Genomic DNA, 21,842 nt, shown 5'->3' on the forward strand with positions numbered 1-21,842 from the left:
TTTGTGAAATAAAATATGAACAAATGATTAAAGAATCTGGTATTGTATAGAATAACTAAAATATATAAGCTAATTGGTGACAAGTCAAGAGGTAAAAATCAAAAAAATGTCAAAAATTAGCGTAGCTGACAATACCCCCATACTATCAGAAAAACCCAGAACAGGCTTCTGCACTTACTAAACGAAAAAAAGTGGTTCTTCTCGTCAACGGTTGACCAGATTAATCTTTGGTGATACACAGAATAAAAATCACTTATAAAAATGATGAGAGGGATGGAAGAAATAGTTAAGTTGTAGGATGTGAACTTAGAATACGTTAAGAATGAAGTGGTAGGAAACAGAATAACGATTTGGGTGAAATCAGCTAAAAAAGAAGTAATCTGTCCGTATTGTGGGAAGCCATCCAAAAAAGGACATTGGTTGTGGAATTGGAACATTCAAAGATACTCATTCGTTGAAAGTATAATAAACTTAGTAAATGAATTTAAACAGATGTTGAAATAAAAGAACGTTGAAAAACTTGAAGAATGGATAGAAAAAGCTAATAATCTAAAAATCAGAAAGATAGATAAATTTGTGAACGGGTTAAAAAGGGATATTCAAGCGGTTAAAAATGCCATTATATATGAATACAACAATGGACTGGCAGAAGATTCTGTGAATAAATTGAAAGTTATTAAACGGATAATGTACGGAAGAAACAAATTTGAGATGCTGAGACAGAAAGTTCTTTTACTTGAGAATAATGGATAGGATTCAACAATCAGTGGAAGGAATCACTTTTCGTTTAGTTAGCGAACCTGATGAAATCAAAAATAAGATGGATCATATAATAAGCAATGAAATATCTTCAAACGTAGAAAATATATATAAAGACAGAAAAGCAAAGGAGAGATAGTAAAATTACTAAATATTTGACAAATACCAAAATAATTGCTATAATCTTTTTACATTGTTCAAAAATTGAACGAAGGTGTTGAATATTATGCAAGATAATGAGATACTCATATTAGAAGAATTGGAAAAGAATTCCAATATAACTCAAAGAGGCCTTTCAGAAAAAACAGGGTTATCCTTGGGAATGGTAAACATACTCTTAAAAAAGTTCATCAAAAAAGGATTTGTCAAAATAGAAAGGTTGAACAGCAAGAGTTTCAGGTACATATTAACCCCAGAGGGGTTCAAAGAAAAGAGTAAAAAAACAATAGAGTATATGAAAATATACTATAGAAGAACCTTGTTGATAAAACAAAACATAGAAAGAATAATACAAACATATGGAAGAAATAGAACTTACGTTCTATTTGGGAAAGATAAGGAAATGAAGGAAATAATAGAAGGGATATTGAAAGAGTTGAGAGTTAACTACATAACAGAAAACGATGTTGAAAAAATAGAAAGTACAAACGTTGTACTATACTGGAATGTGGAAGATAAAGCAAAGCTTGAAGGTTTGAAGTGTGAGTTTTTGATGGAGTATTATAGTAATTATTTCCAAGAGAAACACTGAAAGAAAAAGGTATTTTCTAAAATTGCTCGACAAAATTAAACCAAAAGTATTATTATTGAATACTGCTCATTACGGAGGAGAAAGTTACATAATTAAATGGGCTAAAGAAAGGGGAATAATAACTGCCGAATTTCAACATGGGGTTGTTTCAAAGATGCATCCAGCTTATAATTATGGAGATGGAATATTGAATTCTGAGGAGTACAGGAAGTACACACCAGATTATTTCTTGACTTATGGAGAATATTGGAACAAGCAGATAAAAATACCTGGCAATACTTACGTTGTAGGTAATCCTCATTTTCATGAGAGCATAAAAAGATATAAAGACATTAAAGAAGAAGAAAATACAATTTTGATTGTCTCTCAATGGACCTTGACTAAAGAATTTGTTGAAATAGCCAAATATTTAGCAAGCGAATTCAAAGAAAAAAAGATAATTTTCAAAATGCATCCTGGAGAAATGAAAAATTATAATCTGATAAAACCTCTAGAAGCATTTAGAAATATTGAAATTCAAAAAGATGGCGATATTTACGAACTATTAGCAAAATACGAAAGTATAGTTGCGTGTTATTCTACGACAGTATTTGAAACTTTGGCATTTAACAAAAGAATATACCTATTGGATAACAGTTATTCTAAAAATTATATTCCCAAAGAAATTGGAATAAGATTCAAAAATTTTACTGCGTTGAAAGATTTAATAAAAAATAAGGTTAAAAATGAAAACAAACAAGATATTGAATATTATTTCAATAGTAATTGGCAAGAAAATTATAAGAAGTTTATAGAGCAAGAAATAGGTATTACTATCAATAATAAAAATGAAAAAATCTTTTTTAAAATTAGTCAACAGAAACAAAAAGATAGTAAATATTTTGAACAAACGGAGGATTGAATTAATGAAAGTATTAGTTACAGGGTCAGAAGGATTTATCGGCTCACACTTAACTGAACTCTTAGTTGAAAAAGGCTTTGAAGTTAAAGGTTTTGTGCGGTATAATTTTAAAAACGATTGGGGTTGGCTCGAAGATTCCAAATATAAAAATGAGATAGAAATCTACACTGGAGACATAAGGGATTATGATTCTGTGTATGATGCTATGAAAGGCGTTGATGTTGTATTTCATTTGGCTGCTTTAATTGGGATTCCTTATTCATATATCTCTCCTCTTGCATATATAAAAACAAACACAGAAGGAACATACAATGTATTGGAAGCTGGTAAAAAATTGAATATAGAAAGAATCATCCACACATCAACGAGTGAAATATACGGGACCGCACAATACATATCAATAGATGAAAAACATCCGTACAATCCACAATCTCCATATGCAGCCAGTAAAGCCGGAGCAGATCACTTGGCATTATCTTACTATAGATCCTTCGGAACCCCTGTTACTATTATAAGACCATTCAACACATTTGGTCCCAGACAGTCCGCTAGAGCGGTTATTCCAACGATAATAAGTCAAATTTTGGCAGGGAAGGAACGAATAAAACTTGGTAATTTAACCCCTACAAGAGATTTAAATTATGTGAAAGACATAGCAAATGGGTTTATAACTGTTGGTTTGCATGAAAAAACAATAGGGGATGTGTACAACCTTGGCACGGGGGAAGAAATATCAATAGGAAATTTAGCCCAAAAGATCCTTGAATTAATTGGAAAAGACGTTGAAATAATCGAAGATACTCAAAGAGTAAGACCAGAAAAATCCGAAGTTGAAAGGTTATTATCCAACCCAGAAAAAGCCAAAAAAATTGCAGGATGGGAACCAAAAAAATATGACAACGAGGTGAATATTATTGAACCCAATTCTCTTGGATGCACCGAACGTGGGCGAATTAGAGAAAAGATTTTTGAATGAATGTATAGATTCAACATTTGTTTCGACAGCAGGGCAGAATATAGGTATTTTTGAAGAAAGATTCGCTGAATATTTAAAAGCGAAAAAAGCGGTATCAACCCAAAGTGGAACCGCTGCGATTCACCTTGCTTTGTATGAATTAGGAATTGGCCCAGGTGATGAAGTCATCGTACCCGTACTTACGTTTGTAGCAACAGTAAATCCCATAAAATACGTTGGGGCAACACCAGTTTTTGTAGATGTTGATCCTGAAACTTGGAATATAGATCCAAATGAAATAGAAAAATATATAACAAAAAAAACAAAGGCTATAATACCCGTTCATTTATACGGTAACCCCTGTGATATGGACAAAATAATGGAAATATCAAAAAAATATAATATACCAGTTATCGAAGATGCAACAGAGAGTTTGGGAGCAACATATAAAGATAAATTCACAGGAACTTTTGGGGAAATAAACGCATTTAGTTTCAACGGAAATAAGATCATGACGACTGGTGGTGGAGGCATGATTGTAACAAACGACGAAGAAAAAGCCGATCATCTTAAGTTTTTAGTCAATCAGGCAAAAGATAATAACACAGATCATTATTTTCATCCAGAAATAGGATTTAATTACAGGATGACAAACTTAGAAGCAAGCTTAGGCTTAGCTCAATTTGAAAGATTGCCAGACTTTCTAAACAAAAAAAGAAGGTTTGCAGAAATATACAAGAAAGGTTTTGAAAACAACGAAAAAATAACTTTTCAAAAGTCTTATGAAGGTGCTGTAAGCTCATATTGGTTACCTTCAATAAAAGTTGAATCCCATAAAACTATATCAGAAATTCAAAAAGAACTGAAAGAAAAAGGGATACCAACACGAAGAATTTTCCCCCCAATTGTAGAATTCCCACCATATAAAGAATATAAGAAAGAAGAGTACAAAAATGCTTATGAAATATTTGAAAAAGGATTAAATTTACCAGGTTCAACGATGAATGATTTTGAACAGATTGAATATATAGTAAAGGTAATGAATAATGTCTAATAGCATTGTGCTGGTTGGTGGAGGCGGACATTGTAAAGTAGTCCTTGATGTTATTAAAGAAAATAATTATTACGATGAAATCTGTATAAGTGATTTAAAAGAAAATATTGGTAAAGAGATATTAGATATAAGAATAGAATACACTGATGACCAACTAGAAGCTTTATTCAAAAAAGGAATTAGCTTTGCATTTGTTTCAATGGGGAAGATCAATATTAACGATCAGAGAATGAAATTATACAATAAAATCAAAAATATCGGTTTTAATATTCCAACAATAATTTCAAAGTCTTCCAACGTTTCTATTTATTCAGACATAAGTGAGGGAACATTTATTGGGAAAAACGCCGTTATTAATCCAGGGGTTAAAATTGACAAAAACTGTATAATAAACACAGGAGCAATTGTGGAACATGACTGTATAATTGGGGATAATGTCCACATAGGGCCAGGCGCCGTGTTGAGTGGAGGAGTAACAGTGGGAGAAAACTCATTTATAGGAACAGGGGCTATGATAACTCAATATTTAAACATAACAAGTAACACATTGATAGGTGCTGGAGCAGTAGTCGTAAGAGATATCAATGAACCTGGGGTATATGTAGGGAATCCTGCCAAATTCTTAAAAAAGGGATAAACGTATTGAAGTTTAAGACACTACAGTTATAATTAATATAATTATAATAATAACAATCGAAATAGGAGGGAATGCAAATGAAAGTTCTAATCACTGGTGCAGCTGGATATATTGGATCTATGTTGAGCTATTATCTTATTTATAAAGGATATAAGGTTATTGGTGTAGATAAATTGAAGTACGGCGGTAGATCGTTATTAGGTTTAAAGAACAACGAAAATTATAATTTGATAGTTGATGATATGGGAAACACAGATAGTTATGAAAAATACATCGATGAAGAAACAGCAATCATTAATTTAGCAGCTATTGTTGGAGAACCTGCAAGCAAAAAATTCCCTGAAGATACAAAGGAAACAAATGTTATATCTACCAAGAAATTAATTGATCTCGCGAAAGAAAAAAAAGTTAAAAAATTCATTTTTGTTTCTACCTGTAGCAATTATGGAATGGTTGAATCGGGAGAATACGCCGATGAAAACGCTGTATTAAAACCTTTATCTTTATACGCAGAAACAAAGGTAGAAATGGAAAAATATTTGATTAATCAAATAAAATCCAGCTTGAATTGGACAATACTACGGCTAGCAACTGTTTATGGCATTTCGCCTAGATTGCGTTTTGATCTTACCGTAAATGATTTCACTATGACCGCTTTTAAAGACAAAAAGTTGGAAGTATTTTTACCTTACTCAAACAGGCCATATGTACATGTTTTTGATGTTGCTAGGGCAATGGAGACAGTACTCAGTAACTTCGAAAAAACGAAAAGTGAAATCTACAATGTGGGCGACACAAAAGAAAATTATCAAAAAGTTCAGATAGTTGATGAAGTTAAAAAATTGATTCCTGACCTTCAAGTCGAGTTTGTCAATAAAGGGAACGATTTAAGGGATTATAGGGTTAATTTCGATAAAATAAAAAATGAATTAGGATTCAACATAACAAAAACAGTCCCTGAAGGCGTTAACGAAGTTTATCAAACAATAAAATCAGGTGTTGTAAAGGATTTTGACAATAGAGAGTATTACAACGCTTGAAATAAGCAAAGGAAGACAAAATAAATGTTTGAGAAAAATAAAAGAATAAATTATACAGAATTAAAAGAATTTTCAAGAAAAGTCATGAGAAAAGCTGGTTGCTCTGAGGAAGAAGCTGAAATAGTTGCTGATGTACTAGTAGAAGCAGATTTAAGAGGTATACATTCCCACGGAGTTTCAAGGTTGAAAAGATATGTGCAACACATAAAAGAAGGAATAATAGAACCTAACAAAGATCCTGATATAATATTAGAAACAGATCTTTCTTTGGTAGTAGATGGAAAGAACGGGGTCGGACAGTATATTGCAAATAAAGTTATAGATATGGTTAGCAAAAAAGCCAAAACATCAGGGGTATGTATTGCAACAGTAAGAAATGCAAACCACTATGGTATTGCAGGATACTATGCAGAGAAAATTGCTAAAAATAAAATGATCGGAATTGCTTTGACAAATACAGCGCCGTTGGTTGTACCTACCTTCTCTAAGCACATGTTGCTTGGAACAAATCCAATAGCTTTTGCGATTCCTGCAAATTCTAAAATAATTTTAGTTGATATGGCAACAAGTATAGTGTCAAGGGGTAAATTGGAGCTATATTCTAGGCAAAGAGAAAAAATTCCTCTTGGTTGGGCTGTAAACCAAAAAGGAAAAGGTACGGATGACCCCGATTTAGTCTTGGAGAACATGAAAAACAGAAGCAGAGGGGGATTATTACCTTTAGGCGGAGAAGGAGAATTATTTGGTGGGCATAAGGGTTATGGCTTAAGTTTGTTAGTTGAGCTATTAACAGGGGGATTGAGTTTGGGAAATTTCAGTTACGAAACATACAATAAACAAGGCGGAATATCTTTCTTCTTTATGGCGATAGATTTAAATATCTTCGGAAATGCTGAATCAATAAAAAAACATATTGACGAATTATTAGTTAAAATTAGAAATTCTGAAAAAGCTGAAAATTGTGAAAGAATTTATATTCATGGAGAAAAAGAATATGAAAAAAGAGACGAGAACATTCTAAAAGGGATTATGTTAGACAATCCAACTATAGAATCTTTAAACGAGCTAGATAGATTGTAGGGAAGCTTTGTTGTAAAATACATTTTTATAATATATAAACATGATAAATTATTCATATTATATAAGTATTTGATAAAATAACGAAATAGGAGTAGCAGTATGTTGACAAACATGAGCCTTTTTAAAAAAGCATTCAGAAGAGTTTTATTTAAAATTGGTTATGGAAAATTATTTACTGAGGTGCTTTTCTGGATTACCCCTCTGGGTGGAAAAGGAATTAAGCAACTATATAGATATAATTGAAAAAGCAGTTAAAGATAATTCAGATAAAAAATTTTTTGTATCAACTATTGATGTACACGAAGACAGTATACATGCGATTAAAGATTTCAATATAAAAGATAAAGAAATTGAAAATAATTGGTTAAAACACTTATACAAACTAAATAACGATTATCCTAATTTTTTTATTTTCGATTTAAAAGAATTAATTACCAACGTAGGTAGGAAAAATTTTTATTCTAAAAAATTGTGGTATTTAGGTGGTATGAAATTTAGTAATTATGGGGAAAATATAATAGTTGAAGAGATTACTAATATCATTAATGCTCTGGAAAAATCAAGAAAGAAATGTCTTGTTTTAGACTTGGACAATACCCTTTGGGGAGGAGTAGTAGGAGATATAGGAATTGAAAATATTGAACTTTCTGAATTTAAGGAAGGTGCAAGATATAAAGACTTTCAAAAAAGGATAAAAGAATTAAAAGAATTAGGAGTTTTATTAGCAATATGTTCAAAAAATGAAGAGAATTATGCAATGGACGTTTTTGAAAAAAACAAAGAAATGGTTTTAAAAAGTGATGATTTCATCATAAAAAAAATCAATTGGCAGCCAAAATCAAAAAATATTTCTGAAATCGCAGACGAACTTAATATTGGTCTTGATTCAATTGTTTTTATAGATGATAGTCGTTTCGAAAGAGAAGAAGTTAAATCGAATTTACCCCAAGTGATTGTCCCTGAATTTCCAGAAGACACTTCGAATTTAGAGAATTTCATAATTGATGTTTATAAAAATTACTTTTATACAATAAATCAGACGGAAGAAGACAAAAAGAAAACTAAGATGTACGTTGACAATATTAAAAGAGAAACAGAAAAAAAGAAAAGCGCATCGATTGATGAGTTTTTGGAAAAACTAAATACAAAAATATACCTATGGAAACTAAAACCAGAAAATTTACAAAGAGCCCATCAATTGATTCACAAAACTAATCAGTTTAATTTAACCACCAAACGTTACTCTGAAAAGCAATTACAAGAGTTCATGAATGATCCTTATTATGAAATCTATGTATCAAGAGTTGAGGATAAATTTGGAGATAATGGCATAGTTTTTCTGTTGATTGCCAAAAAAGACGATAACAAAATATTAATCGATTCATTAATAATGAGTTGTAGGGTAATGGAAAGATTCATAGAGGATAGGATCATATCTTATTTAGAAGACCAGTGGTTTAAAGATGGCTTTCAAGAAATTGAAAGTACCTATCTAAAAACTGAAAGGAACAAGCCAGTTGAAAATTTATTTGAAAGACTAGGTTATGAAGTTACATACAAAGATGAAAATAAAAAGATATATAGATTAAATAAAAAAATTAAACCAAATAGAAAAAAAATTGGTGAGTTGATCGTTGAATGAGGATACATCATATTGGATATGCCGTAAAAAATATTGAGGAGGCTTTTAAACTTTTTAAAATACTAGGCTTTGAAAAAGTGAATGAAAAAGTGGTAGATTAAGAAAGAAAAGTAAAAATATTATTTGTAAAAAACAACGAATATTTAGTTGAACTTATAGAACCTTACGGGAACAATTCTCCCATAGATAATATTCTAAAAAATAGGGGAAGTACTCCTTACCATATATGCTATGAATCAAAAGATATTCTAAAAGATATTGAAATGTTAAAAAGCGAAGGATTTGTTTTAATCAGTAAATTATCTGAAGCACCTGCAATTAATCAAAAAAACTTTGCTTTTTGTATAATAGAAAAGTAGGAATAATAGAAATTTTAGCAGAATAAACTCACTGTTTTAATCAGACGGAGGTTTAAATCATGAAAGGCATAATTCTTGCAGGGGGAAATGTTTGTAATCTTTAAGAAATCGACAAAGCCATGAAAACAGGAGCGGGTTGCCCAGGGAACCGTGTATAGTTTTGAGTGGAGGAGTGAAAATTGGAGAAAATTCATTTATTGGAACAGGGGTTACAATAATACAAAATACAAATATTGTAGGGAATACTTTAATCGGAGCAGGAGCGGTGGTAATAAAAAATATAGCAAGGTCAGGAGTCTATGTTGGAAATCCGGCTAAAGAAATAAGGAAGGAATAAAACACATGAAAAAAATATGTTTTTTTACAGGAACTCGAGCTGAGTACGGGCTATTATATCCTTTAATGAAATTAATAAAAGAAAAAAATGAGTACGAACTTCAAATAATTGCATCTGGAATGCATCTTTCACCCGAATTTGGATTAACTTATAAAGAAATAGAAAAAGATGGCTTTAAAATAAATGAAAAAATAGAGATACTTATGTCAAGCGATTCAGACATAGGAATTAATAAAGCAATAGGTCTTGGTTTAATAAGTTTTTCTGAGACGTTAAAACGTTTAGAGCCTGATATATTAATCATACTTGGAGATAGATTTGAAGCACTTTCAATGGCTATCTCTTCTTATATAATGAAAATACCTATTGCTCACATTCATGGAGGAGAAAGAACTGAAGGAGCTATCGATGAAGGGATTAGACATTCTATTACAAAAATGAGCTATTTGCATTTTACCTCTACGGCAGAATATAGGAAAAGGGTTATTCAATTGGGGGAAATTCCTGAAAGGGTTTTTAATGTAGGGGCAATTGGATTAGACAATATTAAAAATTTAAAATTATTATCTAAAGAACAAATAGAAGAAACGCTTAATTTTAAATTTGGCGATAAAAATATTTTGTTTACTTATCATCCCACCACATTAAACACCGATCAGTTGGAAGAAGAAATAGAAGAAATCTTCAAAGCGTTAGAAAAATTAATTAAAATAGGATACAAAATTATAATAACAAAAAGTAATGCAGATGAAGGTGGAAGATTTATAAATCAATTTATTGATAAATTTTCTGTAAAGCAAAAAGATAAAGTATTTGTATCTACGAATTTTGGAACGTTAAAATATTTATCTATTATGAGTTATGTAGATTTCGTTTTGGGAAATTCTTCAAGTGGAATTGTAGAAGCTCCATCATTAAAAGTCCCAACAATAAATATCGGAGAAAGACAAAAAGGGAGAGTTAGAGGAAATAGTATAATTGACGTGAGCCCATCGGAAGAAGAAATACTTAGAGCGGTAAGTATTGCGCAAAATATGGATAGAAAAAAAATCAATAATCCGTATGACCAAGGTGGGGCAACTCAGAAAATTTATGATATTTTAAAAGATTATCTTGAAAATAATAAAATAAATATAAAAAAAGAATTTTATGATATAAAATTTTCTATATGAAAGGAGAATTCCTATGCTAAAAAGAGGAGTTTTTATTATTGCAGAAGCTGGAGTTAATCACAATGGTGATATAAACTTAGCATATAAACTAATCGATGAAGCAAAAGAAGCTGGGGCAGACGCGGTTAAATTCCAAACATTTAAAGCGGAAAAAGGCATTTCCAAATATACAAAAATGGCCAGTTATCAAAGAAAGAATTTAGGAGAAGAAATGTCACAAATTGATATGGTAAAAAGGTTGGAATTATCATACAATGATTTTGAAAAATTGAAAAATTATTCCGATGAGAAAGGCGTAATTTTTTTGTCTTCGCCTTTTGATGAAGAAAGCGTGGATTTTTTGGACAAATTAGTACCATATTACAAAATCCCTTCAGGGGAAATTGTGAATTATCCGTATCTAAAGCATATTGCAAGTAAAAATAAACCAATAATAATGTCCACGGGAATGGCCAACTTGTCGAATGTAGAAAAGGCTTTAGATACAATATATTCAGTGAATAACACCGTAGAAATTTATTTACTTCATTGTACTACTAACTATCCCTGTCCATATGATGAAGTTAATCTAAAAGCTATGTTGACGTTAAAAGACGCTTTTAAGCTCCCTGTAGGATACTCTGATCATACACTTGGAATAGAAGTACCTATTTCGGCGGTTGCTTTAGGAGCTCAAGTAATAGAAAAACATTTCACTTTAGATAAAGACATGCCGGGACCTGATCATAAAGCTTCTTTAAATGCCGCCGAATTAAAAAGCATGGTAAAAGCAATTAGAAATATTGAAATTGCCTTAGGAACTGGAATAAAAAAACCCAATAAAAGTGAAGAAGAAATAGAAAATGTCGTTAGAAAAAAATTAGTAGCTTCAAGAGATATAGAAGCTGGAAAAATCATATCAGAAAAAGATATTGCTATAAAAAGATCTAATGAAGGACTAGCTCCTGAGTTTTTAGACATCATAGTTGGTAAGAAAATAATCAAAGAAATAAAAGAAGATGAAGGTTATACTTGGCAGCATTTTATGGAGGAATCAAATTGAAAATAGGTTTTATAATTCCAGCGAGATTGAAATCAGAAAGGCTTCCAAAGAAAATATTATTAAGATTAAAAGGCAAAACTATTTTAGAGTGGACAATAGAAAGAGCTAAAATGATAGATTATATTGATGAAGTAGTAGTAGCAACTACTAATTTAAAATCGGATTCTGAAATAACAAAAATTTGTATAGAAAACAACGTTAGATATTACCAAGGGGATCCAGATGATGTTTTAAAAAGAATTAAAGATACTATGGAATTTTTTGATTTTGATTATGCTTTAAATATTACTCCAGATAACCCATTATTCTCTTATTATCTTGGAAATATTTTAGCAGATATTATAAAAAATTCAAATCAAAATTATGATTTCTTAAAATTTGACAATGTACCTTTAGGGACTATGATTTATGGGTTAAATAGAAATTGTGTGAGGACAATATGTGAATTTAAAGATATAATCGATACAGAAGTATGGGGTCCTTTAATTAAAGAAGAGTATTTTAATGTATTAAAAATTAAAGCTCCTGACATGTTTGATAGAGAATATAGATTAACCTTAGATACTTTTCAAGATTTTGAAATGATTAGAAAAATATTTAACAGTATTCAAAAAGAAAATAAAAAACCTGTTGATTTTTCTACAGTAATAGATTTTTTAGATAAAAACAAAACAATCGCTGATATCAATAAAAATATTATACAAAAACCGGTAAATCCTGAACTTTTGAAAAAAGTTGATGAATTGTTTCAAGACAATTTTAACGAATTTTTAGAATTGAAAAAAAAATATTATGAGGAGAGGGGTTAAATTGAAATTAAGAAAATCATTAAGGAGCAATGAGCCATATTTAATTGCAGAAACAGCTTATTCTCATGAAGGAGATTTTAATTATTTAGAAAAACAAATTTTAGATATCATAAAAACTAATGTTGATGCTGTAAAGTTTCATGTTATGTTTGATAAAAATGATTATTTTATAGAACAACATGAATTGTTTGCAAAATGGGATGAGTTTTTGTTTAGTGAAGAACAATGGTTATATTTAATGAAAAGATTGAAAAATAACAATAAAGAAATTATAGTTTTAGCTGATGATGTTAAGGCAGTAGAATTTTTATATAAAAATCCTGATTTGGTAGATGGTGTAGAGATACATGCAGCTTGTATAAATGATCCAATACTACTAAAAGAAATATTAAAATTCACAAAAAAATTTCATAAAATATTTATTGCGGGTATAAGTGGGTTAGAAATAGATGAAATATTTACTTTGAATGACATATTGGCAAATGAAGAAATTGAGGATGTGCTTTTTATGTATGGATTTCAAAATTATCCAACAGATTATAAAAAGATAAAAATGAGTAATATTAATCATATGAGCAGAATATTTAATAGAAAAATAGGTTATGCTGACCATACTGAAACAAATGATAAATATAAGAAAGACATAATCATTTTAGCTATTGGAGTTGGTGCTAATATTATCGAAGTTCACTATAAACTTAATAATGAAGACGAAAGAATAGATGGAATTACTGCATTAAATTCAAAAAAATTACATGAAATAAAAAATGATATGGTTTTATTGAGTAAAGTGTTAGGAAATCCTGATTTTAGAATGAATGAAGATGAGAAAAAATACTCAAAATATAGAAAATCATGTATGTATAAAAATAATTTTGAAAAAGGACATGTTATTAAAGAAGAAGATTTAGTTTTTAAAAGAATAAATAATCCAGAAAATATTATGAAGATCAATGAATATAAACAGTTTTTAGGTAGAAAATTATCTCAAAATGTTAAAAAATATACTATCATTAATAAAAATCACTTTATGAAAAAAGGTGAAGAAAATGATTAGAAAGATTTATGATTATAAAACATTATATGCGAATGAAAAAATAGAAAAAGTTATTGATATCATCAATAATTCTGAGTATAAAATAGTTTTTATCCTCGATGATAAAGATAGGCTCATTGGTTCTGTAACAGACGGAGATATAAGAAGAAATCTGGAAAAGTTTAATTTAAAAGATGCTGTTTATAAAATAATGAATGATAATCCGAAAAAAATCTATGAAAAAGATAACTGTTCTGATGAAGATATTTATAATTTTAAAGTAAATTATTTACCTTTGGTGAACGAAGAGAATAAAATTAAAACTGTTTATTATATAGATGTCAATTTCCAAAAATACAACAAATTAAAAACAAAAGTCTTGATAATGGCTGGGGGGAAAGGTACAAGGCTTTACCCTTTAACTAAAGTTGTTCCTAAGCCTTTGGTACCTTTTAGAGATAAAACAATAATAGAACAAATAATGGAACAATTCATTAATTCTGGATTCGATGAATTTATTTTAAGCGTTAATTACAAAAAAGAGCTTATTAAAAATTATTTTATGGACTTAAAGTATGACATTAAATACATTGAAGAAAAAGATTTTCTTGGAACAGCGGGGAGCATATCTTATCTAAGGTTTTACGATACAACAAAACCTTTTTTTGTTGCAAATTGTGATGTTTTATTGAATATAGATTTTTCCGAAGTCCTTGAATATCATTTAAAGGAAAATGCTGATATTACCATTGTTTCTTCAAAAGAAAATATCGATGTTGCTTACGGAGTAATAAGATTTGACGAAAAGAACAATTTTTTGCAAATAGATGAAAAGCCTAATTACGAATTTTTTGTAAATACAGGTATATACGTCCTAAATCCAGAAATAATTGAGTTAATCGAGCTAGAAGAAAAGATAGATATGCCTGAATTATTAAAAAGGGCAAGGTCTGCTAATAAAACCATAAAAGTCTATCAATCAAAATCAAAAATGACTGACATTGGTCAATGGGAATATTATAAAAGGTTTTTGTAGTTGAAACAGTACAATAGTTTGCGAATTAAAAGTTCGTTTTTAAAACTGAGCAAAATTATGGGAAATTTAGTTTTTTCACTTTTTAACAGGTTAAAAATATAGAAATTTTTCAGGAAAAAGAAAGTAATATGAAGAAGGTAGAAAATGATAGATTCAATTAAAAAGATAATGAACAACAGGGTAGTTAAAGCAGGTAGTTGGTATACTTTTACTAATTTTTTTACAAAAGGTGTGGCTTTTCTAACTATCCCTATCTTCACAAGATTATTAACCCCTGCTGATTATGGTGTTACTTCATTGTATGCCTCATGGTTATCGATCCTAACTATAATTATGAGTTTAGACTTATTGGGAAGTATAGGAAGAGGTAAGTTTGACTTTAAAGAGGATTATGATGGTTTCGCCTCATCTGTTGTTTTTTTGGGTTTTTTGATTTTTTTAATCTTTTCAATTATTTTGTTTATATTTAGAAATACATTTAGTGCTTTCATGGGGTTGGACCTTTCATTATTTTATATCTTAATTTTCCATTCTTTTTTCGCTTTTATTCTCAGTTTTACAAATGCAAAATTTAGATTTGAATATAAATACAAGATAGTGTCGTTAGTTACAATTTTGACTTCTTTAGTGGGAGTAGCATTATCAATCTATTTTATTTTAAATATTTTTGAAACGAATAGAGCTCTTGGAAAAATAAGTGGTCAATTTGTTCCTATAAGTATTATAGGTTCTTTTTATTTCATCTTTTTATTATCAAAAGGGAAAAAATTCATTAATTTAAAGTATTGGAAATATGCCTTATTATTGTCAATACCTTTAATACCTCATAATTTATCAGGGATGATTAATGAACAGTTCGATAGAATAATTATTGACAAATTTTTAGGTAGCACTCCCACAGGAATTTATAGTTTTGCCTATAATGTAGGGATGATTGTCACCGTCATATTAGTAGCGGGTAATACTGCGTGGATTCCTTGGTTTTATGAAAAAATGGAAAACAATGAATATTTAAAAATAAAAAAAAGAGGCAATTTGTATCGAGACCTTTTCACCATGGCTTATGGAGCTATTTTGATGTTTAGCCCAGAACTAATAAAAATAATGGCTGATGAAAGTTATTGGGAAGGTCTTATAATAATTCCTTATGTTTTTGGAGCGTATTATTTTCAATTTTTATACGCCTTTGAAGCGAATGTAGAATTTTTTCTAAAAAAACCTGGATTAATTTCAATTGGGACGATACTTTCTGCCGCGATAAATGTAGTTTTAAATATTTGGCTAATTCCTATTTTTGGGTATATTGCTGCTGCAGTTACCACTTTAATATCTTATATTTTTTTATTTATTTTCCATTATCTTATGACCAACAAGATTATCAAGAAAACTGTATATGGAATAAGGTTCCATTTGATATCAATTCTTTATGTTACAATAATAACTCTTTATTTCATGCTTTTTCAGGGGATGATTTTACCACGATTGATAGGTCTTCTAGGAATATTAGGTTACTTTTATTTTTCTTCGTTCAGAAAATATTTGAAAGATTAAATCAATTAGCTTCGTTGCTATATCTTGCATAATACTGCTTTTTCAACCAAATTAAGACATAATCACTCCCGGCTTAATATAATCATTGAAAAAATTATTTACTAACTGCATTTGCACTTACTAACCGAATACGGGTTCTTTCCACTGATTGTTGAATCTTATCCATTATTCTCAAGTAAAAGAACTTTCTGTCTCAACATCTCAAATTTGTTTCTTCCATACATTATTCTTTTAATAACTTTCAGTTTATTCACAGAACCTTCTGCTAATCCATTGTCGTATTCATATACGATAGCATTTCTTACCGCATGCATATCTCTTTTTAACCCATTCACAAATTTATCTATCTTTCTAATTTTTAAGTTACTAGCTTTTTCTCGAAAAGTGTACCACCCTATCACACAAATCCTGTATAATGAATTTGGATAAAAAAAATGTACAGGAGGAAAAGAAAGGTGATAGAGATGGTACAATACAATTATATAAGATTTTTGTATTTTAACAAACACAAAAGTCAAAGAGCGATAGCAAAAGAAATGTGGATACACAGAGCAACGGTTAAAAGAGCTATCAAGTAAGGAAGATAGAAGAGAAACTTGGTATCAATCAAAAAGAAGGATAAAGGAAACAAGGGTAGACACATAAGTATAGCGATGAAGAGTCTTTTGAACTGAGCCATATTATTTGAACTCTTCTTTTAATTTTTGTTATTAACTTTTAAAAAGTTAGCAGCCCTATAAGCTATAATTTAAATGTGTTGATAAAAAATAAAGAATGAGGAAAAACTAAATGAAAGAGATTTTTTTAGAATTAGTTATTTGATTAATAGGAGTTATTATAAAGATTTATTTGCGCTAAAAAGTTTTTCAAATCACAATACAATTTGTACGGGTGATTCTATTGCTGATAAAGATGTTCTCGAAAGTTTGTTTAGTTATGGCTTTATAGAAAATAGAGGAATCGATGGGGGTAATTCAAATCTAAATAGTGGAGGAACTATTTATAGTATTAATAGATATGGAATTATCGTAAGGGATATCCTTTAGTTTTATGAAAATGTATAGAAATGATGAATGGATTGAAATAATAATTGAAGATTATAAAAATATGAAGCAAAATTAAAAGACATCGAATTATGATCTAACCAATCTTTTTCTTTTTAATATTTTTTGCTGTATAATTGCTGTGAACTCTCAGTTCTTGATTTTGTAATCTGTAATGATAATTAGGATCATACTTTTTCACTTCGCTTTAGTGTTGTTTAAGGATCTGCCTTCATCCTTAGACCTCTTCTAAGGCGTTTCCCTACTAATACGGTCTTGAAAGGTCAATCAAGTATCGGGTTTATGGACGGAAGATGGGTAGCGAACAAGCTTTAGAACGAAATTAAAAGTGAAGATAGTATAAGCGTACCACTACCCACTCGTTTTTTAAAGAAAATAGTTGTTTATGCTTATATTGTATTATTAAATATCATAGAAGAGAGGAAACTGTCAAACTCAGGAGGTGAAAATGATGGCTGTTTGTTTGCCTGAATTGCCAAAAGGAAAGGAGTTTGAAGAATACATTTCTGCATTTTTTCAATCAGGCGGAAATTACATTGAAAGAAATATCATTGAAAAAGAAAGTAAAGGTAAAGAGGTTTTGGAATTGGATATTATTGCAACAGATTATTCCTTACCTCCACCTGAGATCAAGCTTCTTGAAGTAAAATCTGGTGATTGGGGATTTCCCGATGTATTTAAAGTGCGTGGTTGGATGGATTATCTAAATATTGATAATGGAATAATTATTGCTAGTAAGGGGAAGGAAAATGTAGATTTTTACAAAGAGAAAGCTAAAGGACTAAATATAGATTTAGTAGTAATTCCCAATTTAAGCGAGTCTAAAAAAGAGTTGTCTGAACTTATAAACAATCCAACTATTGAAGATGTAGATATTTCAACTTGGAGATGCTCCTATTGGGTTGAACGTAATTTATTGAAACGCTTAAACCATAAGAAAAAATCCAATGAAGACATAAAAAGGTTTAAAGTGTTATCAGATTATTATTTTGAAGTAAACAGCGGGATATTCTTTACTAAAAATATTATTCAAAAAGTAGATACATTATACACCACCTTTCAAAAATTTCCACGTATTTCAGCAAAATGTGGAAACGAACTTATAGGTAACACTTTTGATAATGAATATGATGGAATACCGAAGGAAATCTTTGATGATACTTACTGTAAATGCAGTTACAATGATATTCAGATATCCACCTTTATCGAACATCGTGCAAGATTAGCTATATTAAAAAACGCGATAGATTATAAACTTTACAAAGATGCTGGAGATCTGTGTAAAACCGAGAATACCTATGAAAAGATATTAGGTTTTAATATTTCATCATTGGATTTGTTGCCTTCCTCATTTAAAGAAGGCTTAAACAAAATTTCTAAACATAAATATTTTCATAAGTATCCTGTCTTCTGGCAATGGTTTATGTGGATATTTGGAGGGTTCATTTTAAAAGATTATGAAGATAAAGAATACGAAGTGTTATCTCAAAAAACAGGAATCCCTATTGAAGAGATACCAAATGCTCTGGACGCTTACCAAATATTATTTCCTCGGGATGGTGGATGGTTTAGAGATTTATCCCCAAATTCAAACATAAAAATAATGAAAATGTTCCCAGTTCCTTTTATGGGAATCGGCGCATTCTACCGAAAGTTAATTCACACCAAATCAAGAAAACTTGAACATCTCAACCTCTCTGGAATCTATACCTTACATGATTTGATTAAATGGTATAATTTAACAAAAAAGGTGTTGCAACATAAGAATTAAGTTACTTCAGATAACACGGCATATACGCTATTGTTATACCTTAAGGATATTGCCTACTGGAAGTTAGCTTATGCAGGGAATGTTATACGAAAGCGCGGCAAATAAGAGGAGGAACATACGATGATTAAACCAGAATCAATATTTGAAAATATACTGTTTACAACAGTAAGAATCGAAGCAAGCCTTCCTGATAATTCAACAAGCACTGGTACAGGGTTTGTGTTTAATTATGAAAAAAATGATAAACAATATTTGTTTGTAGTGACAAACAAACACGTTATTAAAAATTCTATCAAAGGAAAACTGGCCTTTAACCTAAGCGATGGTGAAAAACCGATCTTAGGTAAGGTTTTTACAATTAATTATTCTAATTTTGAAAGTCAATGGATAGGGCACCCTCAAGATGATATAGATGTCGCCATTATGCCTTTTGCACCAGTCTTAAACGAATTATACAATAAAGGTGTTCAAATATTTTTTAAATCTATAACTTCAGATTTAATACCTTCCGATAAACTATTGAGAGAAGACATTGATGCTGTCGAAGATATTGTGTTCGTCGGTTATCCTAATGATATTTATGATAGAAGAAATTTATTGCCTGTTGTTAGGAGAGGGATAACTGCCACGCCTGTTTCTATAGATTTTGAAGGAAAACCCGCATTCCTAATTGATGCATCAATCTTTCCAGGGTCAAGCGGAAGCCCGGTTTTTCTTTGTAATATAGGGAGTTATTCTCCCAAAGGTAAAGGCTTGATAGCGGGTAGTCGTATTTTCTTTTTGGGGATTGTAGCGTCTGTTTTCACAAGAAAAGACTTGAATAATATTGAACTTATTGACATCCCCACAGGGAAAATACCGGTGGTAGCCACTACTCAAATGTTAGATTTAGGGATAGTTTATAAATCAATTGTGATTAAAGAGTTAATAGAAGAATTCCTAAAGACACGAGGTGAAATATGATTGCCAGCTTATCGTATAACAGAGCGTAACTATCTTTGGTACTCCGCCTGAATCCATCAGTTAGCAGACTTCAGCTACACTCGGAGCATTATACGCCGTTATGCCATTAGTATTAAAAAGAGCGTTGTCAATTTGAATTATAAACTTTAGAAACAGAAAAATTTTGAAAATGGTAGTAGGTTTTTATGTTAGTTAAAGAATACGTTAATATAACTCGCTTTTCAGAAAATTAATAAAAAAGAGTTTCAAATACTGAATAAGGTGCAGGAGTAGAAGGGTTATTTGAAAAATATCTTTTTTTAAAGCCATGATGTAATGGGTGTTTTAGAGCTTCTAAAGAAAGTAAAATTATAAAAGATAGGGGGGTACGGTATGAGGGCAATGTATGTAGCTGATGTTGGAGATGGTTTGTGCATGGCTTTTCGCACATCTTTTGGAGAAACAGTTCAAATTGATTGTGGTAGTCAACAAGGAAGTGATGTAGCACTAAATGGTCTTATGAAATTTTACAATCATTTTTCTAGCCCTGACATCTTTATGCTTTCTCACTTTCATTTGGACCATTACAATGGGCTTATGCTGGCTTCCTCCATGGGTTATTTTCCCATACCTTGGGAAATAAAGGAAGTGTATTATCCCAAAATCCCTAAGTTTCGGGAAAGAGATGAATTTATGCTTTGTCTATTAACAATGAATCTTAGAGTTTTTGGCAGTGAAACAGGTATTATGCAATATGATTTTTTGAAAACAATATTTAGAATAAACCGAAAGTCTTTTAGTTACAAATCTGTCTCTAAAGGTGATCTAATAAATATTGGTGGAACATCCTTTGAGGTTTTATGGCCACCAGCAGTAATTGATGAAGAAGGAACTTTGCGTGTAGTACGGCAAGCGATAATCGATTTTAATATAGCAATGGAAGCGGATGAAAAAATAAAAGAACTGTATCAACGTGTAGAAAAAGAAGGCTTATTTAGGGCATATTTTGAACAGGAGCAACGAAGTTACTCGGGAGAAAGAGAAAATCCTGGTAAGTTGGTGAACAGCGAATATAAAGAGAAAAAGCTTCCCGATGTTGTCAAGAAGGCAAATGATTCTCTTAGAAAAGCAGCAAATCATTTAAGCCTCGCTCTATTTGGGGACAATGGACTATTGTTTTTAGGGGATCTGGAGAAATCCGAAATAAAAAAAGTAGTAAGTTATTTGGAATCTGTCGGTAAAAAGAGGTTTTATGTGTTTGTAACACCACATCATGGCACACATTGGGACAACTGCTTAAAAAAGATTGATTGCATTTATTCCATCACTTCCAATGGCAGTAAATTACATTCTCACATAAAGCGAGGGTTTAAGGATATATCTAGAATGTCATTTGCAACTTATGTTAATGGCGATATAGTAGTTCCTCCATTCCTACCTACGAGATCCCACCGATTTTATCCGTGGTGGTTTTATGATGATAAATATTGATGTTGCGTTACCAAAAAATGAATCAAAAGCTCATTTCGTTCCCCCTCATATATACAACGCTGTACTTAAAAAAGAAAAGACTTAGCGTACGGAAAAGCTGGCCACAAAGTAAAGGAGGTTGGAAAACGCTACCTTAAGCAAGTACAACGCTTAGTCTGAATGTAATTTAATCTCCTTTTTGCTAAAACATGGAAAGTTATTCTAGGTACTCGTTTTGTAGTTCTTGCATTAGCATATTGAGATTGTCTTTGTCAATTTGATCCTCATGCCCTTGGATTATAGATGAAAAAAACTCATACACATCAGGATCTTTAATTATCCAGTAGATTTGATTGTTTGAAATAGCAGCTTCCACGATTTCATTAAGTTGTTCCGAAGTAAAATCGTTAAAGTTTGATAGCTTCTTGACCAAC

Annotated in this window: 24 protein-coding genes and 1 pseudogene; 23 read left to right on the forward strand and 2 right to left on the reverse strand. The window is 30.5% G+C overall.

The genetic code is table 11. From position 1 onward, the window contains the following. The first annotated feature begins 300 nt into the window (after positions 1-300). The 19 genes and pseudogenes from BZ25_RS02620 (at position 301) to BZ25_RS02705 (ending at position 16,161) form a co-directional block, all read left to right on the forward strand. On the forward strand, positions 301-504 hold the full coding sequence (locus BZ25_RS02620; RefSeq protein ID WP_121567288.1) for a hypothetical protein: 204 nt from the start codon (positions 301-303) through the stop codon (positions 502-504). Between the two features lie 21 nt (positions 505-525). Next, positions 526-753 (forward strand): annotated as a pseudogene (locus BZ25_RS02625) (transposase); the annotation flags it as partial. Next, a complete protein-coding gene (locus BZ25_RS10230; RefSeq protein WP_158584828.1) occupies positions 737-898 on the forward strand; it encodes a hypothetical protein in 162 nt (53 codons plus the stop codon). The pseudogene BZ25_RS02625 and the gene BZ25_RS10230, both read left to right, overlap by 17 nt. A gap of 87 nt (positions 899-985) precedes the next feature. Beyond that, entirely contained in the window at positions 986-1,510 is a 525-nt protein-coding gene (locus tag BZ25_RS02630) for a winged helix-turn-helix transcriptional regulator (RefSeq protein WP_121567290.1), read from the forward strand. A gap of 22 nt (positions 1,511-1,532) precedes the next feature. Beyond that, on the forward strand, positions 1,533-2,411 hold the full coding sequence (locus BZ25_RS02635) for a hypothetical protein (protein WP_121567291.1): 879 nt from the start codon (positions 1,533-1,535) through the stop codon (positions 2,409-2,411). Between the two features lie 4 nt (positions 2,412-2,415). Further along, positions 2,416-3,387: an NAD-dependent 4,6-dehydratase LegB gene (locus tag BZ25_RS02640; RefSeq protein ID WP_121567292.1), complete on the forward strand. Its 972-nt coding sequence runs from the start codon at positions 2,416-2,418 to the stop codon at positions 3,385-3,387. After that, the gene (locus tag BZ25_RS02645; protein WP_121567293.1) at positions 3,326-4,420 is read left to right on the forward strand and encodes a LegC family aminotransferase; all 1,095 of its coding nucleotides are present in this window, start codon (positions 3,326-3,328) and stop codon (positions 4,418-4,420) included. The genes BZ25_RS02640 and BZ25_RS02645 overlap by 62 nt, the downstream gene beginning before the upstream one ends. Further along, positions 4,413-5,057: an acetyltransferase gene (locus BZ25_RS02650; protein ID WP_121567294.1), complete on the forward strand. Its 645-nt coding sequence runs from the start codon at positions 4,413-4,415 to the stop codon at positions 5,055-5,057. Before BZ25_RS02645 ends, BZ25_RS02650 begins: the two co-directional genes overlap by 8 nt. A 77-nt stretch (positions 5,058-5,134) precedes the next feature. Then, the gene (locus BZ25_RS02655) at positions 5,135-6,097 is read left to right on the forward strand and encodes an NAD(P)-dependent oxidoreductase (protein ID WP_158584829.1); all 963 of its coding nucleotides are present in this window, start codon (positions 5,135-5,137) and stop codon (positions 6,095-6,097) included. Between the two features lie 24 nt (positions 6,098-6,121). Further along, entirely contained in the window at positions 6,122-7,177 is a 1,056-nt protein-coding gene (locus BZ25_RS02660) for an Ldh family oxidoreductase (protein ID WP_121567296.1), read from the forward strand. A 205-nt stretch (positions 7,178-7,382) separates the two neighbouring features. Beyond that, entirely contained in the window at positions 7,383-8,819 is a 1,437-nt protein-coding gene (locus BZ25_RS02665; RefSeq protein WP_233552350.1) for an HAD family hydrolase, read from the forward strand. A gap of 155 nt (positions 8,820-8,974) precedes the next feature. Continuing rightward, positions 8,975-9,178, forward strand: a complete 204-nt coding sequence (locus BZ25_RS10640; RefSeq protein WP_370038172.1) for a VOC family protein — start codon at positions 8,975-8,977, stop codon at positions 9,176-9,178. Between the two features lie 172 nt (positions 9,179-9,350). Then, the gene (locus BZ25_RS02675; protein ID WP_233552351.1) at positions 9,351-9,515 is read left to right on the forward strand and encodes a hypothetical protein; all 165 of its coding nucleotides are present in this window, start codon (positions 9,351-9,353) and stop codon (positions 9,513-9,515) included. Between the two features lie 5 nt (positions 9,516-9,520). Then, positions 9,521-10,687 carry a UDP-N-acetylglucosamine 2-epimerase gene (gene neuC / locus BZ25_RS02680; RefSeq protein WP_121567299.1) on the forward strand — a complete coding sequence of 389 codons (1,167 nt, stop codon included), beginning with the start codon at positions 9,521-9,523 and terminating at the stop codon, positions 10,685-10,687. Between the two features lie 13 nt (positions 10,688-10,700). Further along, the gene (neuB, locus tag BZ25_RS02685; protein ID WP_121567300.1) at positions 10,701-11,729 is read left to right on the forward strand and encodes an N-acetylneuraminate synthase; all 1,029 of its coding nucleotides are present in this window, start codon (positions 10,701-10,703) and stop codon (positions 11,727-11,729) included. Next, the gene (locus BZ25_RS02690) at positions 11,726-12,538 is read left to right on the forward strand and encodes a cytidylyltransferase domain-containing protein (RefSeq protein ID WP_158584831.1); all 813 of its coding nucleotides are present in this window, start codon (positions 11,726-11,728) and stop codon (positions 12,536-12,538) included. The genes neuB and BZ25_RS02690 overlap by 4 nt, the downstream gene beginning before the upstream one ends. 1 nt (position 12,539) lies before the next feature. Next, the gene (locus BZ25_RS02695) at positions 12,540-13,595 is read left to right on the forward strand and encodes an N-acetylneuraminate synthase family protein (protein WP_158584832.1); all 1,056 of its coding nucleotides are present in this window, start codon (positions 12,540-12,542) and stop codon (positions 13,593-13,595) included. Continuing rightward, positions 13,588-14,610: a sugar phosphate nucleotidyltransferase gene (locus BZ25_RS02700; protein ID WP_121567303.1), complete on the forward strand. Its 1,023-nt coding sequence runs from the start codon at positions 13,588-13,590 to the stop codon at positions 14,608-14,610. Before BZ25_RS02695 ends, BZ25_RS02700 begins: the two co-directional genes overlap by 8 nt. A gap of 144 nt (positions 14,611-14,754) precedes the next feature. Next, positions 14,755-16,161, forward strand: a complete 1,407-nt coding sequence (locus BZ25_RS02705; RefSeq protein WP_121567304.1) for a lipopolysaccharide biosynthesis protein — start codon at positions 14,755-14,757, stop codon at positions 16,159-16,161. Between the two features lie 158 nt (positions 16,162-16,319). On the opposite strand, the gene BZ25_RS10235 is transcribed toward BZ25_RS02705, so the two are convergent. Further along, entirely contained in the window at positions 16,320-16,670 is a 351-nt protein-coding gene (locus tag BZ25_RS10235; protein WP_370038174.1) for a transposase, read from the reverse strand. Here BZ25_RS10235 and BZ25_RS10545 point away from each other — a divergent pair. The 4 genes from BZ25_RS10545 to BZ25_RS02735 all read left to right on the forward strand — a co-directional run bounded on the left by BZ25_RS10545 (position 16,617) and on the right by BZ25_RS02735 (position 21,429). Then, a complete protein-coding gene (locus BZ25_RS10545) occupies positions 16,617-16,739 on the forward strand; it encodes a hypothetical protein (RefSeq protein ID WP_255415873.1) in 123 nt (40 codons plus the stop codon). The two genes, BZ25_RS10235 and BZ25_RS10545, sit on opposite strands and share 54 nt — an antisense overlap. 934 nt (positions 16,740-17,673) lie before the next feature. Beyond that, a complete protein-coding gene (locus BZ25_RS02725; protein WP_147429928.1) occupies positions 17,674-18,996 on the forward strand; it encodes a hypothetical protein in 1,323 nt (440 codons plus the stop codon). 120 nt (positions 18,997-19,116) lie between these two features. Beyond that, entirely contained in the window at positions 19,117-19,959 is an 843-nt protein-coding gene (locus BZ25_RS02730; RefSeq protein WP_121567308.1) for a serine protease, read from the forward strand. A 372-nt stretch (positions 19,960-20,331) separates the two neighbouring features. After that, positions 20,332-21,429, forward strand: a complete 1,098-nt coding sequence (locus tag BZ25_RS02735) for a hypothetical protein (RefSeq protein WP_121567309.1) — start codon at positions 20,332-20,334, stop codon at positions 21,427-21,429. A 196-nt stretch (positions 21,430-21,625) separates the two neighbouring features. Here BZ25_RS02735 and BZ25_RS02740 read toward each other — a convergent pair whose 3' ends face one another. Further along, the gene (locus BZ25_RS02740) at positions 21,626-21,841 is read right to left on the reverse strand and encodes a hypothetical protein (RefSeq protein WP_121567310.1); all 216 of its coding nucleotides are present in this window, start codon (positions 21,839-21,841) and stop codon (positions 21,626-21,628) included. Position 21,842: the final 1 nt, after the last annotated feature.

The sequence above is a fragment of the Petrotoga sp. Shatin.DS.tank11.9.2.9.3 genome (assembly GCF_003665005.1).
Lineage (GTDB): Bacteria > Thermotogota > Thermotogae > Petrotogales > Petrotogaceae > Petrotoga > Petrotoga mobilis.